Origin of the sequence: Pseudomonas sp. PA1(2017) (assembly GCF_001945375.1) — a bacterium.
In the GTDB taxonomy this organism is placed as follows: domain Bacteria; phylum Pseudomonadota; class Gammaproteobacteria; order Pseudomonadales; family Pseudomonadaceae; genus Aquipseudomonas.
In genome coordinates, this window is record NZ_MSXU01000015.1 from 285194 (window position 1) to 300944 (window position 15751).

Annotated in this window: 12 protein-coding genes; 5 read left to right on the top strand and 7 right to left on the bottom strand. The window is 65.4% G+C overall.

The features are described from left to right. Window positions 1–38: 38 nt before the first annotated feature. The 6 genes from mdtD to BVH01_RS21955 form a co-directional block, all read right to left on the bottom strand. A complete protein-coding gene (mdtD, locus tag BVH01_RS21930; protein WP_075932353.1) occupies window positions 39–1454 on the bottom strand; it encodes a multidrug transporter subunit MdtD in 1416 nt (471 codons plus the stop codon). A gap of 109 nt (window positions 1455–1563) precedes the next feature. Beyond that, window positions 1564–3273 carry a choline dehydrogenase gene (betA, locus tag BVH01_RS21935; protein ID WP_075932354.1) on the bottom strand — a complete coding sequence of 570 codons (1710 nt, stop codon included), beginning with the start codon at window positions 3271–3273 and terminating at the stop codon, window positions 1564–1566. 140 nt (window positions 3274–3413) lie between these two features. Beyond that, window positions 3414–4886 (bottom strand): betaine-aldehyde dehydrogenase, encoded by a 1473-nt coding sequence (betB, locus tag BVH01_RS21940; protein WP_075932355.1) that lies wholly within the window; start codon window positions 4884–4886, stop codon window positions 3414–3416. A gap of 363 nt (window positions 4887–5249) precedes the next feature. After that, on the bottom strand, window positions 5250–5840 hold the full coding sequence (betI, locus tag BVH01_RS21945) for a transcriptional regulator BetI (protein WP_075932356.1): 591 nt from the start codon (window positions 5838–5840) through the stop codon (window positions 5250–5252). Window positions 5841–6140: 300 nt separating this feature from the next. After that, a complete protein-coding gene (locus BVH01_RS21950; protein ID WP_075932357.1) occupies window positions 6141–6830 on the bottom strand; it encodes a response regulator in 690 nt (229 codons plus the stop codon). Further along, window positions 6827–8353 (bottom strand): ATP-binding protein, encoded by a 1527-nt coding sequence (locus BVH01_RS21955; protein WP_075932358.1) that lies wholly within the window; start codon window positions 8351–8353, stop codon window positions 6827–6829. The genes BVH01_RS21950 and BVH01_RS21955 overlap by 4 nt, the downstream gene beginning before the upstream one ends. A 169-nt stretch (window positions 8354–8522) precedes the next feature. Here BVH01_RS21955 and BVH01_RS21960 point away from each other — a divergent pair, with 169 nt between their 5' ends. Further along, complete coding sequence (locus tag BVH01_RS21960) at window positions 8523–10397, top strand: potassium transporter Kup (protein ID WP_083659521.1); 1875 nt, start codon at window positions 8523–8525, stop codon at window positions 10395–10397. Between the two features lie 125 nt (window positions 10398–10522). On the opposite strand, the gene BVH01_RS21965 is transcribed toward BVH01_RS21960, so the two are convergent. Continuing rightward, window positions 10523–11158 (bottom strand): class I SAM-dependent methyltransferase, encoded by a 636-nt coding sequence (locus tag BVH01_RS21965; protein WP_075932360.1) that lies wholly within the window; start codon window positions 11156–11158, stop codon window positions 10523–10525. Window positions 11159–11259: 101 nt separating this feature from the next. On the opposite strand from BVH01_RS21965, the gene BVH01_RS21970 reads away from it, so the two are divergent. From BVH01_RS21970 to BVH01_RS21985, 4 genes are all read left to right on the top strand, one after another. Next, on the top strand, window positions 11260–13617 hold the full coding sequence (locus BVH01_RS21970; protein ID WP_075932361.1) for a DNA polymerase II: 2358 nt from the start codon (window positions 11260–11262) through the stop codon (window positions 13615–13617). 81 nt (window positions 13618–13698) lie between these two features. Further along, entirely contained in the window at window positions 13699–14364 is a 666-nt protein-coding gene (locus BVH01_RS24875) for a DUF4375 domain-containing protein (RefSeq protein WP_075932362.1), read from the top strand. Window positions 14365–14423: 59 nt separating this feature from the next. Beyond that, on the top strand, window positions 14424–14975 hold the full coding sequence (locus BVH01_RS21980) for a sugar O-acetyltransferase (protein WP_075932363.1): 552 nt from the start codon (window positions 14424–14426) through the stop codon (window positions 14973–14975). Window positions 14976–15111: 136 nt separating this feature from the next. Next, window positions 15112–15750 carry a peroxiredoxin gene (locus tag BVH01_RS21985; protein WP_075932364.1) on the top strand — a complete coding sequence of 213 codons (639 nt, stop codon included), beginning with the start codon at window positions 15112–15114 and terminating at the stop codon, window positions 15748–15750. Window position 15751: the final 1 nt, after the last annotated feature.

A 15751-nucleotide genomic window follows, 5' to 3' on the forward strand; every position in this document is an offset into this window, starting at 1 on the left:
GTGTAACAGGCGCCACGTCATGGCCTGCCGACTGCTCGTCATTCGTCGACGTCGACCTTCACACGCCTGGCACTGCGCCCGTCCTCCGCCGACAACTGCAGGAAGATGCCGGCTGCCAGGATCGTCAGCAGGCCGATGCACAGGTAAGTGGCCTGGAACGCGCTGAGCACGCCATCGGCCGCATCCGCGTTGTCCAGGCTGAAGCCGCTGAGCAGCGCGGCACCGGTGGCGATGCCCATGCTGATCGACAGCTGCACCACCACCGACAGCAAGCCATTACCGCTGCTCGCCTCGCTGTCGGGCAGGTCGATCAGGGTCACGGTGTTCATGGCGGTGAACTGCAGCGAGTTGAAGGCGCCGATCAGGCTCAGCTGGATGGCCAGCTGCAGGTGCGAGGTCTGGCCGTCGACCAGCGCCATGCTGGTGATGAGTAGGCCCAGCAGCACGGTGTTGAAGGTCAGGATGCGGCGGTAGCCGAGGCGGTCGATCAGCGGTTTGGCCAGCGGTTTCATGGCCATGGCGGCGAGCGCCAGGGGAATCATGCTCATGCCCGCCTGGGCCGGCGAATAGCCCATGCCCAGTTGCAGCAGCAGTGGCGTGAGGAACGGCAATGCACCGGTACCCAGGCGCGCGAAGATGTTGCCGAAGATGCCCACCGCGAAGCTGCGGGTGTTGAACAGCCGCGGCGGAAACAACGCATTGGCCGTGCGCCCGGCGCGCAGCCAGTAGGCGGCCAGGCACGCCAGGCCGGCAAGCAGCAGGAGCACCACGCGCATGTGCGGCAGGTGCAGTTCGCCAAGGCCTTCGAGGGCCATGGTGATCAGCAGCATGCTGGCGCCGAACAGCAGGAAACCGATCAGATCGAAACGCGTGCGCTCGCTGCCGCGCAGCTCCGGCATGAAACGGTACGCGGCCCAGCAGCCCAGGGCGCCGACCGGCAGGTTGAGCAGGAAGATCCAGTGCCAGCTGGCGTATTCCACCAGCCAGCCACCCAGGGTCGGGCCGATCAGCGGGCCGAGCAGGCCGGGCAGGGTGATGAAGCTCATGATGCGCACCAGCTCGGTACGCGGGTAGGCGCGCAGCACCACCAAGCGCCCCACCGGCATCATCAGCGCGCCGCCCAGGCCCTGGATGATGCGTGCGATCACCAGCATGGTCAGCGACTGGGAGACCGCGCAGAGCAGGGAGCCGAGGCTGAACAGGGCGATGGCGCCAAAGAAGATGTGCCGCGTGCCGAAGCGGTCGGCCAGCCAGCCGGAGGCCGGAATCAGCAGCGCCACGGTGAGCATGTAGGCGATGACCACCGACTGCATGCGCAGCGGGTCTTCGGACAGGTCCGCGGCCATGCTCGGCAGAGCGGTGTTGAGGATGGTGCCGTCCAGCGTCTGCATGAAGAATGCGATGGCGACGATCCAGGGCAGCAGGCGGGCAGTGCGGGCGTCGAGCAGGGTCATGGCGATCGGTGATCAGCGGTGGTTGGATCAGTGTGACCCAACTTGGCGACAAATGTCGCAACAAATAGACACCCCGCGCCCTGATTCAGGCGCGGGGGTGTCAGTTGGCTCAGGAGGCCGAGCGCATGTCCTCGACCACCCGTTGCGGGGTGCCGCGTACCGGCGCGCCGTTGGCCACGTAGTAAGGCGCGGTGCTGCGCGGCAGCGCTTGGCGACCGCGGATACGGTCGGCGATTTTCTCGGCGATCATGATCGTGGTGGCGTTGAGGTTGCCGGTGATGATCTCCGGCATGATCGACGCATCAACCACGCGCAGCCCTTCGAGGCCGTGTACGCGACCCTGGCCGTCGACCACCGCCATGTCGTCCGAGCCCATCTTGCAGGAGCAGGACGGGTGGAAGGCGGTTTCCGCGTGCTCGCGGATGAAGGCGTCCAGTTCCTCGTCGGTCTGCACGTGGGCGCCCGGGCTGATCTCGCGACCGCGGTACGGGTCGAGCGCCGGCTGGTTCATGATCTCGCGGGTCAGGCGGATGCCGTCGCGAAATTCCTGCCAGTCCTGTTCGCTGCTCATGTAGTTGAACAGGATGCTCGGGTGCTGGCGCGGATCCCTGGATTTCAACTGCACGCGGCCACGGCTCGGCGAGCGCATGGAACCGACGTGAGCCTGGAAGCCATGCTCGTTGACCGCGTTGCTGCCGTTGTAATTGATCGCCACCGGCAGGAAGTGGAACTGCAGGTTCGGCCATTCGAATTCCGCGCGCGAGCGAATGAAACCGCCGGCTTCGAACTGGTTGCTGGCGCCGATGCCATCCCCCGCGAACAGCCACTTGGCGCCGATGCCCGGCTGGTTGAGCAGCTTGAGCGCCGGGTACAGCGACACCGGCTGGGTGCAGGCGTACTGCAGGTACATTTCCAGGTGATCCTGCAGGTTCTCGCCAACGCCCGGCAGGTCATGCACCACGTCGATGTCGTGGCTGCGCAGCAATTCGCCGGGGCCAACGCCGGAGCGTTGCAGGATCTGCGGCGAAGCGATGGCACCGGCGCACAGCAGTACTTCGCGGCGGGCATGGGCGATGGTCGCCTCGTTCGCATTGCCGGTCAGGTAAGCGACGCCATTGGCGCGCTTGCCATCGAACAGGATGCGGTCGGTGGTGGCGTGGGTGACGATGGTCAGGTTCGGCCGTTCGCGGGCCTGGTCCAGATAGCCGCGTGCGGTGCTGGCGCGACGGCCTTCGGGCGTCACGGTGCGATCCATCGGCCCGAAGCCTTCCTGTTGATAACCATTGAGGTCATCGGTACGCGGGTAGCCGGCCTGCACGCCGGCCTCGACCATGGCGTGGAACAGCGGATTGTTGCCGGCCTTGGGCGTGGTCACGCTGACCGGGCCGCTGTCGCCGTGGTAGTCGTTGGCGCCGGTGTCGCGGCTTTCCGCCTTGCGGAAATAGGGCAGGCAATCCAGGTAGCTCCAGTCTTCCAGGCCGGGCTGCTTGGCCCAGTTGTCGAAGTCCATGGCGTTGCCGCGGATGTAGCACATGCCGTTGATCAGCGACGAGCCGCCCAGGCCCTTGCCGCGCCCGCATTCCATGCGGCGATTGCCCATGTGCGGCTCCGGGTCGGTTTCGTAGGCCCAGTTGTAGCGGCGGCCTTGCAGGGGAAACGCCAGGGCGGCCGGCATCTGGGTGCGGAAATCGAGGCGGTAGTCAGGGCCACCAGCTTCGAGCAGCAGTACGCTGACATCCGCATCTTCGCTCAGGCGGGTCGCTAGCACGTTACCGGCCGAGCCGGCGCCAATGATGATGTAATCGAATTCCTGAGTCATGGCTCCTCCTGTTACCCGGCTGTGGTCCGGGAGAACACGGTGACTGTTGCCGGATGGCATCCGGGCTACGGGACTGCGACTTTCTCGTGTGAGCAGCTAAGCGGTGCGCTGCCCGGCTGCTCCCACTCCGTGGTGGCGAGTCAGAACACCGAGGCGTAGTCGCCCAGCTCGACCTGCACGGACTTGATGCGCGTGTAGTGGGCCAGCGTGGTCAGGCCGTTCTCGCGCCCCACGCCGGATTGCTTGTAGCCGCCGACCGGCATCTCGGCCGCCGACTCGCCCCAGGTGTTGATCCAGCAGATGCCCGCTTCCAGCTTGTGGATAACCCGGTGCGCGCGGTTCAGGTCGCGGGTCACGATGCCGGCGGCCAGGCCGTAGGTGGTGTCGTTGGCGCGGCGGATCACTTCGTCTTCGCTGTCGTAGACGAGGATGCTCATCACCGGGCCAAAGATCTCCTCGCGGGTGATGATCATGTCGTCACGGCAGTCGGTGAATACCGTGGGTGCCACGTAGGCGCCGTTGGCGTAGTCACCGTCGGTGACGCGCTCGCCGCCGATCAGCAAGCGCGCGCCCTGCTGGCGGCCTTGCTCGATGTAGCCGAGCACGCGTTCCATGTGGGCGAAGCTGACCAGCGGGCCGAAATTGGTGTTGTCGTCCTGCGGGCTGCCCAGGCGGATGCGTTTGACCCGCTCGACGATCTTGCTCTCGAAGCGCGCCTGCAGGGCGCGGGGTACGAACACCCGGGTACCGTTGGTGCACACCTGACCGGTGCTGTAGAAGTTGGCCATCATGGCGATGTCCGCGGCGCGGTCTAGATCGGCGTCTTCGCAGATGATCAGCGGCGACTTGCCACCCAGCTCCATGGTCACTTCCTTGAGCGACGAGCTGGAAGCGCTGGCCATGACCTTCTTGCCTGTCACGGTGCCGCCGGTGAAGGAAATCTTCTCGATGCGCGGATGCTCGGTCAGCCACTGGCCGACCTCCGCGCCCAGGCCGGTCAGCACGTTGAACACGCCGTCCGGCACGCCGGCCTCGGTGTAGATTTCGGCGAGCTTCAGGGCGGTCAGCGAGGTGACTTCGCTGGGCTTGAAGATCATCGCGTTGCCGGCGGCCAGGGCCGGCGCGGATTTCCACAGGGCGATCTGGATCGGGTAGTTCCAGGCACCGATGCCGGCGACCACGCCCAGCGGTTCGCGGCGGGTGTAGACGAAGCTGGTGTCGCGCAGCGGGATCTGTTCACCCTCGATGGCCGGTATCAGGCCGGCGTAGTACTCCAGCACGTCGGCGCCAGTGACGATATCGACGTAGCGGGTTTCCGACAGCGGCTTGCCGGTATCGAGCGTCTCCAGCTCGGCCAGCTCATCGTTGCGCTCACGCAGGATGTCAACAGCGCGGCGCAGGATGCGCGAGCGCTGCATGGCGGTCATCGCCGCCCACACCTTCTGGCCCTGTTCGGCGCTGGCCACGGCGCGTTCGACGTCGTCCTGGCTGGCGCGCTGCACGTTGGCCAGCACCTCGCCGTTGGCTGGGTTGATGCTTTGAAAGGTAGTACCGCTGCTGGCGTCGACGTACTGGCCGCCAATGTAGAGCTGCTGGTCTGCGAATCGGGCCACGGGGCGTCCTCCTGATCGGGGCAAGACGCGCTCAGCGCCTTGGCGAATGGATCGACTGAACGAGATGAAAAGAGATGTCAGCCGAGTTGGTTAAAAAACAGCCTACTTTATTTTTATTGATCGATCAATCAATAAAAATCCTGGGGACGACCGAAACCATGCCAGGAACGGCATGAGTGCAGGGCTTCAGGTGTTTTCACGGGCGGGCGAACGATGGCTGTGGGAGCGGGCGGGGACGCCTAGTCCATGCCCGCGATCCGCGCGCGTGGCGCACTCCCACATAGTCCGTAGGATGGGTCGGGCCGCGCAGGTCGGGCCGCGCAGGTCGGCCCGACCCATCCTCCGAATTGGAGACAGCTAGCTTTAACCCGCCTTGGCGAGCTGCAAATCCAGATAGTCGTAGGCGATCTGCGCGGCCTGGCGGGTGTCGAAGTTTTCGCCGGTCAGTGCGCCGCGCAGCCACAGGCCGTCGATCAGTGCTGCGAGGCCGCGGGCGGCGGCGCGGGCTTGTGCTTGCGGCAGGGCGCGGCTGAACTGGCCGCACAGGTTGGAATACAGTCGCTGGTCGTTGACCCGCTGCAGGCGGCGTAGGGCCGGCTGGTGCATGCTGCTGGCCCAGAACGCCAGCCAGGTCTTCATCGCCGGGCCGCTGACCTGGGTTTCGTCGAAGTTGCCGTCGATGATGGCGCGCAGGCGTGCCCGTGGGGTGTCTTCGCGCAGCAGCCGATAACGTGCATGTACCGCCTCGCGTAACGCCTGCATGAGGTGACGCATGGTCGCCTCGAGCAGGCCGTTCTTGTCTTGGAAATAATGGCTGATGATGCCGTTCGATACGCCGGCAATCCGCGCGATGTAGGCGATGCTGGCATCGCTCATGCCAACCTGGTCGACGGCTTCCAGGGTTGCCGCAATCAGCTGGGAGCGGCGGATCGGCTGCATTCCGACCTTGGGCATCGTGTTCTCCGGCGAGGGGTGTTTCCCGAGTCTAACAGAGCGCGTGGAGTTGTCGGGGCGTTCAAGTTTCTCAGAGCCTGTTCACGATCGATATGCGCATGGAGCGGTAACTGCAAGGCAGAAGCAGACACTCAAGCCAACCTGTGGGAGCCCCGACCTCGGGGCGAAACGATTGCAGCCTGACTGCCTATTTCGGCGGTGGCTGAGCGATTCGCCGCGAGGTCGGGGCTCCCACAATGGATCGGATAACGACCGCTCCCGCCACTCAGCTACCAAAATCGACGAATCTGGGCTGAAAGATCATGAACAGGCGATCAGCCGGTAGCCGACACCTGCTTCGGTAATGATCAGCCGCGGCGCCGCCGGGTCATCACCGAGCTTCTGGCGCAGATGAGCGATGACGATACGCAGGTAGTGGCTGTGCTCGATGTGGGTCGGGCCCCAGATGTCGCGCAGCAGTTGCTGCTGGGTAACGACCATGCCGGGATGACGGGCGAGGGCTTCGAGTACCGCGTATTCCTTGCGCGTCAGGCTGATTTCCTGGTCATCCAGGGTCACGCGGCGAAAGGCGAAGTCGACCCGCAGCGGGCCGCTGGCGAGCGCCGCGGCGGGCTTTTCGCCCGCTGGCCGGCTGCGCAGCAGTGCGCGCACCCGGGCGAGAAACTCCTGCACGCCAAAGGGCTTGCTGACGTAGTCGTTGGCGCCGTTGTCCAGGGCCTGCACCTTGTCCTTCTCGCCGGCGCGCACCGACAGCACCAGCACCGGCACGGCGGACCATTCGCGCAGGCGGGTCAGTACCTCCTGGCCGTCCAGGTCGGGCAGGCCGAGGTCGAGCACCACCAGGTCGGGTTGTTCCAGGGCCGCCAGGCGCAGGGCCGCCTCGCCGCAGTCGGCCTCCAGTACCTGGTAGCCCTGGGCCTGCAGGCCGATGCGCAGGAACTTGCGGATCGCCGCTTCGTCGTCGACCAGGAGGATGCGCGCTTCAGTCATGCCGGGTTCTCGTCAGGGGCTTGCAGGGGCAGTTGCAGGATCAAGGTGGTGCCCTGGCCGGGCATCGATTCGACCCGCGCCGTGCCGCCGTGGGCGTTGAGCATGCCCAGGCAGATCGCCAGGCCGAGGCCGGTGCCCTGACCGCCGCGATCGCCTCGGGCTGCGGTGTAGAAAAGGTCGAAGATCTGCGCCTGTTCGTCGGCGGGAATCCCCGGCCCCTGGTCGGCGATGGCGAAGCTGAACGTCTCGCCGTCGTGGCTCAGGCGGATGTCGATGACGCCGCCGGGCGGCGAGAAGCGCGCGGCATTGTCCAGCACGTTGACCAGCGCCTGTTCGATCAGTGCGCCCTGCACCCACAGCAGCGGCAGGTCGGCGGGTACATCCATACGCACCTGCAGGTGCTGCAGCACCGGTTGCAGGCGCTGCAGAGCGGCAGCTAGCAGGTCGCTGGCGGCTACCCAGTCGCGCTCCAGGTGCAGGCCGCCGTGGCCCAGGCGGGTCATGTCCAGCAGGTTCTGGATGTAACGGTCCAGGCGCGAGGCTTCGCTGGCGGTGCTTTGCAGCAGGTCGTAGCGGGTCGCTGCGTCCAGGCTGTCGATGAACAACTGCAGGGTTTCGATATTGCCGCGCATGGCGGTCAGCGGCGTGCGCAGGTCGTGGGACACCGAAGCGAGCAGGGCGCTGCGCAGGCGCTCGGTTTCATGTTGCAGGCGCGTATGGCCGAGCGTCTCGACCAGTTGCACACGGGCCAGGGCGTGGGCCAGCAGCGGCAACAGCACGTCGATCAGTTGGCGTTGCTCACCCGCTGGCGGATCGCCTTGGGCGGTGCGCATGCCCAGCAGCGCCAGTGGCTGATCGTTGTCCATCAATGGCCACCACCACCAGTGCGGATGGGCCAGGCTGTGGCTGTCGTAACCACGCGGATGACGGCTCTGCCAGGCGTGTTCGGCGCTGATGCGCTCCAGCTCGCTAAGCGCCAGCCGGCTGCCGTCGGCCTGGTACCAGTTGCCCTGGGCGTCGCGGCTGAGCAGGCACAGGCGCTCGGCCGGCAGGTCCAGCTGGCTGAGCATGGCGGCCAGCAGGTCGCGCTGGTCCTGGGCGCTGGACAGCCTGCCGGCGAAGCCCAACAGGCTTTCGGTCTGCCGCTGGGCCACCTGCAGGTCTCGGAATTGCTGGCGCTGGCGGGCGGCGAGGTTGCCGGTGAGCAGGGCGATGAGCAGGAAGAACAGCAGGGTCAGCACGTCCTGCTCGCGGTGTACCACCACCGACCAGGTCGGTGGCAGAAAGCAGAACCCGTAGGCGACGAACGACAGTAGGGCGCACAGCAGGGCCGGGCCGACACTGCTGCGCACCGCTACCACCAGTACCACGGCGAGAAACACCAGGGAGATGTTCGGCAAGTCAAGCCAGCGCGAGACGGCCAGCGCCAACAGGCAGCCGAGCCCGGCAGCGAGAGCAGCGAGCAGGTAATCGCGTGGCGGGGCTGGCGTGCGGCGTGTAGGGCGATCGGCGGCGGTGGTCATGCGCAATTCCGGTGCGGGGCGTGGGCAGATCATGGCGTCGTGCAAGGTTGGCGTAAAGAAGCGCGCCTGCGCGTAAAAAAGCCGTAAAACTGCGCGGCATGAAGCTGCTGCGCGCGTAAAGCCGGCGTATACCTAAGGGTAATCGAGTTCATCACGGATACCCTGCAACGTGAGCACCCCTTCCCGTACCTCGCCCTTCGCCCTGTTGGTCGGCGCCGTCGGCATCGTCTATGGCGACATCGGTACCAGCCCGCTGTACAGCCTCAAGGAAATCTTCTCGCCGCATTACGGCGTCGGCCTGTCCCAGGCCAGCGTGCTGGGCATCCTGTCGCTGATTTTCTGGTCGCTGACACTGGTGGTCACGGTCAAGTACGTGATGTTCATCCTGCGCGCCGACAACGGCGGCGAGGGCGGCATCATGGCGCTCACCGCCCTGGCGCAACGGGCGGCCGCCGATTATCCGCGGCTGCGCACCGTGCTGATCATGCTCGGCCTGTTCGGCGCCGCGCTATTCTACGGCGACAGCATGCTCACGCCGGCGGTCTCGGTGCTTTCCGCGGTCGAAGGCGTCGGCCTGGTGGTCGACGGCATCGACCACTGGGTGGTGCCGCTGGCGCTGTTGATCCTGATTCCGCTGTTCCTGCTGCAGCGCCATGGCACCGCGCGCATCGGTTACCTGTTCGGCCCGGTGATGGTGGTGTGGTTTCTGGTGCTCGGCGCCCTGGGCGTGCATGGCATCGTGCAGCGTCCGGAAGTGTTGCTATCGCTCAACCCCTACTGGGCGTTGCAGTTCTTCATCGCCAACCCGTTGCTCGGCCTGACGGTGATGGGCGCCGTGGTGCTGACCATCACCGGCGCGGAAGCCCTGTACGCCGACCTCGGCCATTTTGGCCGCAAGCCTATCGTGCATGCCTGGCTGTTCCTGGCGTTCCCGTGCCTGATCCTCAACTACTTCGGCCAGGGTGCGCTGCTGCTCGGCGACCCCGCGGCGGTGCGCAACCCGTTTTATCTGCTGGCGCCGGGCTGGGCGCTGATTCCGCTGATCGGCCTGTCGACACTGGCCACCATCATCGCCTCCCAGGCGGTGATCACCGGCGCCTTCTCGGTGACTCGCCAGGCCATCCAGCTCGGCTACGTGCCGCGCATGCAGATCCTGCACACCTCCAGCGCCGAGCAGGGGCAGATCTACATTCCGTTGATCAACAGCATGCTGTTGGTCGGTGTGGTGCTGCTGGTGCTCGGCTTCCAGTCGTCCAGCGGCCTGGCTGGCGCCTACGGCGTGGCGGTGACCGGCACCATGCTGTGCACCACGCTGCTGGTGTCGTCGGTGATCCTGCTGCTGTGGCGCTGGCCGAAGGTGCTGGCCGTGCCGCTGCTGGCGGTGTTCCTGCTGGTCGACGGCATCTTCTTCGCCGCCAACGTGCCGAAGATCATCGGCGGCGGCGCGGTGCCGATGGTCGTCGGCCTGCTGCTGTTCGGCCTGATGACAACCTGGAAGCGCGGTCGCCAACTGGTGCTCGAGCGTCTCGACGAACACTCCCTGGTGCTGCGTGACTTCATCGCCAGCATCGCCCTGCAGCCGCCCCATCGGGTGACCGGTACGGCAGTGTTCCTGACCAGTCGGGTCGAGGTGGTGCCCCACGCGCTGTTGCACAATCTGCTGCACAACCAGGTGCTGCACGAGCGGGTGATGCTGCTCACCGTGCTTTACGAGGATCGCCCGCGGGTGCCGCTGGCCGAACGCTTCGATCTGGAGGCCTATGACCAGGGCTTCTACCGCGTGCGCCTGCGCTTCGGCTTCCTCGAGGCACCGGACATTCCCCGGGCCCTGGCCCAACTGAGCGAAAAGGGCATCGACTGCCCGCCGATGCAGACCACCTATTTCCTCAGCCGGGAAACGGTGATCCCCTCCGAGCGCATCGGCATGGCCATGTGGCGCGAGCGCCTGTTCGCCGTGCTGCAGAAGAACGCCGGTAGCTCGCTGGGCTTCTTTCGCCTGCCGGTGAATCGGGTGATCGAGTTGGGGACGCAGGTGGAGATTTAGGACGTTTCAAGGTAGGAGCGGTTGGCAGCAGGCTTTTGTGGGCGCGGCGCCACGCGCGCGAAAATCGTGCGGATGGTTCGTTCTCACGTGGGGGCTCCGGATGGCCAGAACCATCGCCCGTCGAATCAAACCATCTCCCGCTTGCGCCAAACACTCGCCAGCCACGGTTGCTGCTCCCGCGGCAGGCCGGTGGGCCGGTAGTAATGTTCCAGTTCGTCGAAACCGGCGGCGTCGAGCAGGCGGCGCCAGCTGGCCAGGTCGTGCCAGGCGCCGTAGCGATCGCCACTCCAGCCTTCCTGGTTGTCACCGCGCGGGTTGGAGCTGAACAGCACGCCGCCGGGCTTCAGGCTGCTGCGCAGTTGGCCTAGTACGCGCGGTAGCTCCTGGCTTGGAATATGGAACAGCACGGCATTGGCGAAAATGCCGTCGAAGCGCTCGGCCGGCAGATCCAGGGCCAGAAAGTCCTGCTGCCACACCTCGCAGCCGCTATCGGCGCGGGCCATGGCGACGAATTCAGCGCAGCCGTCGAGGCCGACAGGCTGATGGCCCAGGGCCTTGAAGGCGCGCAGATCCCGACCCGGTCCACAGCCGAAATCGAGGAGGCTCAGAGGCGTGCTGCCGCGCACATGACGCAGCAGCGCCTCGATGTTCTGGCTGACGTCGTGGTCGCGGGTGCCCTCGCGAAATTCTTCGGCGCCGGCCTGATAATGGGCCAGCGTGAGGGTGGTGATCTGTTGCAGCTGTTGATGATCGAGGGGCATGGCGAGCCTCCGTACAAAACCTGGCGGCCATTTAACCCCATTCTGCAGCCGTTGCGCGGCCGGGTTACCATCGCACCCTGAACAGCATTCGAGGTGGCAGGGTGGATCTACGGCAGGGCTTCGTCCTGACCCGGCACTGGCGCGATACGCCGGCTGGTACCCAGGTGGAATTCTGGCTGTCGACCGACGCCGGCCCGTGCCTGGTGCGCCTGCCGCCCCAAACCTCGGTGGCCTTCATCCCCGCCGAGCAGCGTGCCCGCGCCGAGGCGCTGATCGCTGGCGACAAACAATTCGAGCTGCGCCCGTTGCAGCTGCGCGATTTCCACCAACGGCCGGTGCTCGGCCTGTACTGCCGGCAGCAACGTCCGTTGATCCAGCTGGAACAGACCCTGCGCCAGGGCGGTGTGGCCGTTTATGAGGCCGATATCCGCCCGCCCGAGCGCTACCTGATGGAGCGCTTCATCACTGCACCGGTGCTGTTCGGTGGCACCGAGACGGCAGGCGGCGTGCTGGTCGACGCCCAGCTCAAGCCCGCGCCGGACTACCGCCCGCAGCTCAAGTTGGTGTCCCTGGATATCGAGACCACCGCCCGGGGCGAGCTGTATTCCATCGCCCTGGAAGGCTGCGGCCAGCGCCAGGTGTACATGCTCGGGCCGCCGAATGGCCACGCTGAAGTCGATTTCGATCTCGACTATCTGGATAGCCGCGCTGCGCTGCTGGAAGCGCTCAACGGCTGGCTGGAGCGCTTTGATCCGGATGCCATCATCGGCTGGAACGTGGTGCAGTTCGACCTGCGCGTGCTGCACGAACATGCCCAGCGCCTGCAAGTGCCGTTGCGCCTGGGCCGTGGCGGCGAATTGCTGAGCTGGCGCGAGCACGGTTCCAAGCAGCATTTCTTCGCCAGCGCGCCGGGTCGGCTGATCATCGATGGCATCGAGGCGCTGCGTTCGGCGACCTGGAGCTTCCAGTCCTTCAGCCTGGAAAGCGTCGCCCAGCAACTGCTCGGCGAGGGCAAGGCGATCGACAACCCGTACCAGCGCATGGACGAGATCAACCGTATGTTCGCCGAGGACAAGCCGGCCCTGGCCCGCTACAACCTCAAGGACTGCGAGCTGGTCACGCGCATCTTCGCCAAGACCGAGCTGCTCACCTTCCTGCTCGAAAGGGCCACGGTCACCGGTTTGCCGGTGGATCGCAGCGGCGGTTCGGTGGCGGCGTTCAGCCACCTGTACATGCCGCTGATGCACCGCCAGGGCTTCGTCGCGCCGAACCAGGGCGAGCGCCCGCCCGAGGCCAGCCCCGGCGGTTTCGTGATGGATTCTAGGCCGGGCCTTTACGAGTCGGTGCTGGTGCTCGACTACAAGAGCCTGTATCCGTCGCTGATCCGCACCTTTCTGATCGACCCGGTGGGGCTGATCGAAGGCCTGCGCCAGCCCGACGACGAACACTCTATTCCGGGTTTTCGTGGCGCGCGTTTCTCGCGCACCAGGCATTGCCTGCCGGCCATCGTCGAGCGCGTGTGGCAGGGCCGCGAGGCGGCCAAGCGAGCCGGCAACGCGCCGCTGTCCCAGGCGCTGAAGATCATCATGAACGCCTTCTACGGCGTGCTCGGCTCCAGCGGCTGCCGTTTTTTCGATACCCGCCTGGCGTCGTCCATCACCCTGCGCGGTCACGAAGTGATGCGCCGTACCCGTGAGCTGATCGAAGCCGAAGGGCACACGGTGATCTACGGCGACACCGATTCCACCTTCGTCTGGTTACGCCGCGCTCATGCGGAGGCAGACGCCGAGCGTATCGGCCGTAGCCTGGTGCAGGGCGTCAACGCCTGGTGGCGCGAGCACCTGGCGGCCGAGTTCGGTTTGCAGAGCGCTCTGGAGTTGCAGTTCGAAACCCACTTCAGCCGCTTTCTGATGCCCACCATCCGCGGCATGGAGGAGGGCAGCAAGAAGCGCTATGCCGGGTTGATCCGCCGCGCCGATGGCCGCGAGGACATGGTCTTCAAGGGCCTGGAAACCGTGCGCAGTGATTGGTCGCCGCTGGCCCAACAGTTCCAGCAGGAGCTGTATCTGCGCATCTTCAAGGGCCAGCCCTACCAGGACTACGTGCGCGACTACGTGCAACGCACCCTGGCTGGCGAGTTCGAGGAGCGTCTGGTGTACCGTAAACGCCTGCGCAGGCGCCTCGACGACTACCAGCGCAACGTGCCGCCCCATGTGCGCGCTGCGCGCCTGGCTGACGCCCACAACGACGAGCAGGGCCGCCCTCGCCAGTACCAGAGCGGCGGCTGGATCAGCTACGTGATCAGCGTCGCCGGCCCGGAACCCATGGAGCTGCGCCGAGCGCCCATCGACTACGGCCATTACCTGAGCAAACAGCTGCAGCCGGTGGCCGACGCCATCCTGCCGTTCGTGGACGATGACTTCGGCGCATTGATCGGCGGGCAGCTCGAGCTGTTCTAGGCGCTTCGCTGTCCAGGCGTCTGGCGCTGCCAGTCGAGCTCTGGCATGGTCGTGCGTCTTCCTTCCCCTGTTGGAGTCTCGATGAGTCATCCCCTGCACGCTGAACTCGGTTGCCTGCAGATCGAACGCGTCGCCGTCGATAGCCAGGCCGCGCATATCCATCTGCGCAACGGCCAGCAGTTCTCCCTTCCGAGCGACGGTTACCTGCGCCTGGACCGGCTATCAGCCGAACAACGGCAGGACGTACGCCTTGAAGATGGTTTCATCGCCAGTTGGCGGCATCAGGGGGCAGGTGCCTGCGACAGCCTCGATTTGGTCTGGGACGAGCTGCAGGACCAGTCCATGCGCCGCCTCGACCAGGCCGGCTGGGATCTGCAGGCGCTCGATCGTCGGGATCAGCAACTGGTGGCGCTGTGGCGCCTGCAGGCCGACTACTACAACGGTGGGCTGATGCAGTTCTTCGCCAACTGGGGCATGCCGACCTTCGAACTGGCGCAGCAGGCGTTGACGCTGATCGGCCTGCCGGCTGCCTGCCAGGCATTGCGTGATCTGTATGCGGTGTTCGCCCGCCTGCAGGACGAACCCGAGGACATCGCGCTGTGGGACATCTGCAGCTGGCTCAGCGAAGCGGAGAACGCGCGTATCGACGAGTTGGAAGAAGGTTTCGAGGCGCTGATCAGCAGCCTGCCGGTTCAGGCCCTGCATCATTTCCTGGTTGTCGACGCCGAGCGACCTTTGACCGATTAGCCGGAACCTCACCTCTGTCCCGTGTTCTTTACTGGACATTCGTGAGGAGGCGACCCGCCATGGCGCTCAGTGAAAAACACAAGATGCTCACCGGCGAACTCTACCTGGCCAGCGACCCGGAGCTGCAGGCCGATAGCGCGGCGACCATCGCCTGGCTGGCGCGTTACAACGGCAACCTGGGCCTGTCGCCGGCCGAGCGTACCCAGGTGTTGGGCGAGCGCCTGGCGGCGGTCGGCAAGGGCGTGGTGGTGCGTTCGCCGTTTCACTGCGATTACGGCTTCAACATCAGCCTGGGTGATGGCGTGTTCATCAACTTCAACTGCGTGATTCTCGACGTGGTGGCGGTGAGCATCGGCGACAAGACGCAGATCGGCCCGGGCGTACAGATCCTCACCGCCGATCACCCGCGCGACGCTGCCGAGCGCGAGTCCGGCCTGGAGTTCGGGCGGCCGGTGACTATCGGCCGCAATGTGTGGATAGGCGCCGGCGCGTTGATCCTGCCGGGCGTGACGGTGGGCGACGACGCGCTGATCGGTGCGGGCAGCGTCGTGACCCGTGACGTGCCGGCTGGTGCCACGGTGGTCGGCAACCCGGCACGAATACGCGATTGATCGCAATGATGACGGCTCGCTTACTGATCGAGCACTTATTGTTTGGTTATAAATAAATCATTATTTATTCTTTTTAATATTTTCTGTTCCTCAGCATAGTGAGCGCCACGCAACGACTCACCTGAGGAGCACACCCATGAGCATTCGCCTGGGCGACATCGCCCCCGACTTCGAACAGGATTCCAGTGAAGGCCGCATTCGTTTCCACGAGTGGCTGGGCGGCCAGTGGGGCATCCTGTTCTCCCACCCTGCCGACTTCACCCCGGTGTGCACCACCGAGCTGGGCTTCACTGCCAAGCTGAAGGACGAGTTCGCCAAACGCAACGTCAAGGCCATCGCCCTGTCCGTCGATCCGGTCGATTCACACCTGAAGTGGATCGGCGACATCAACGAGACCCAGAACACCGCGGTCAACTTCCCGATCCTCGCCGATGCCGACCGCAAGGTGTCCGAGCTCTATGACCTGATCCACCCCAATGCCAACGACACCCTGACGGTGCGTTCGCTGTTCGTCATCGACCCGAACAAGAAGGTGCGTCTGACCATCACCTACCCGGCGAGCACTGGGCGCAACTTCCATGAAATCCTGAGGGTGATCGATTCGCTGCAGCTCACCGACAGCCACAAGGTGGCCACGCCCGCCAACTGGCAGGACGGTGATGAGGTGGTGATCGTGCCGTCGCTCAAGGACGAGGACGAGATCAAGCAGCGCTTCCCCAAAGGCTATCGCGCCGTGAAGCCTTACCTGCGCCTCACTCCGCAGCCCAACAAGTAAG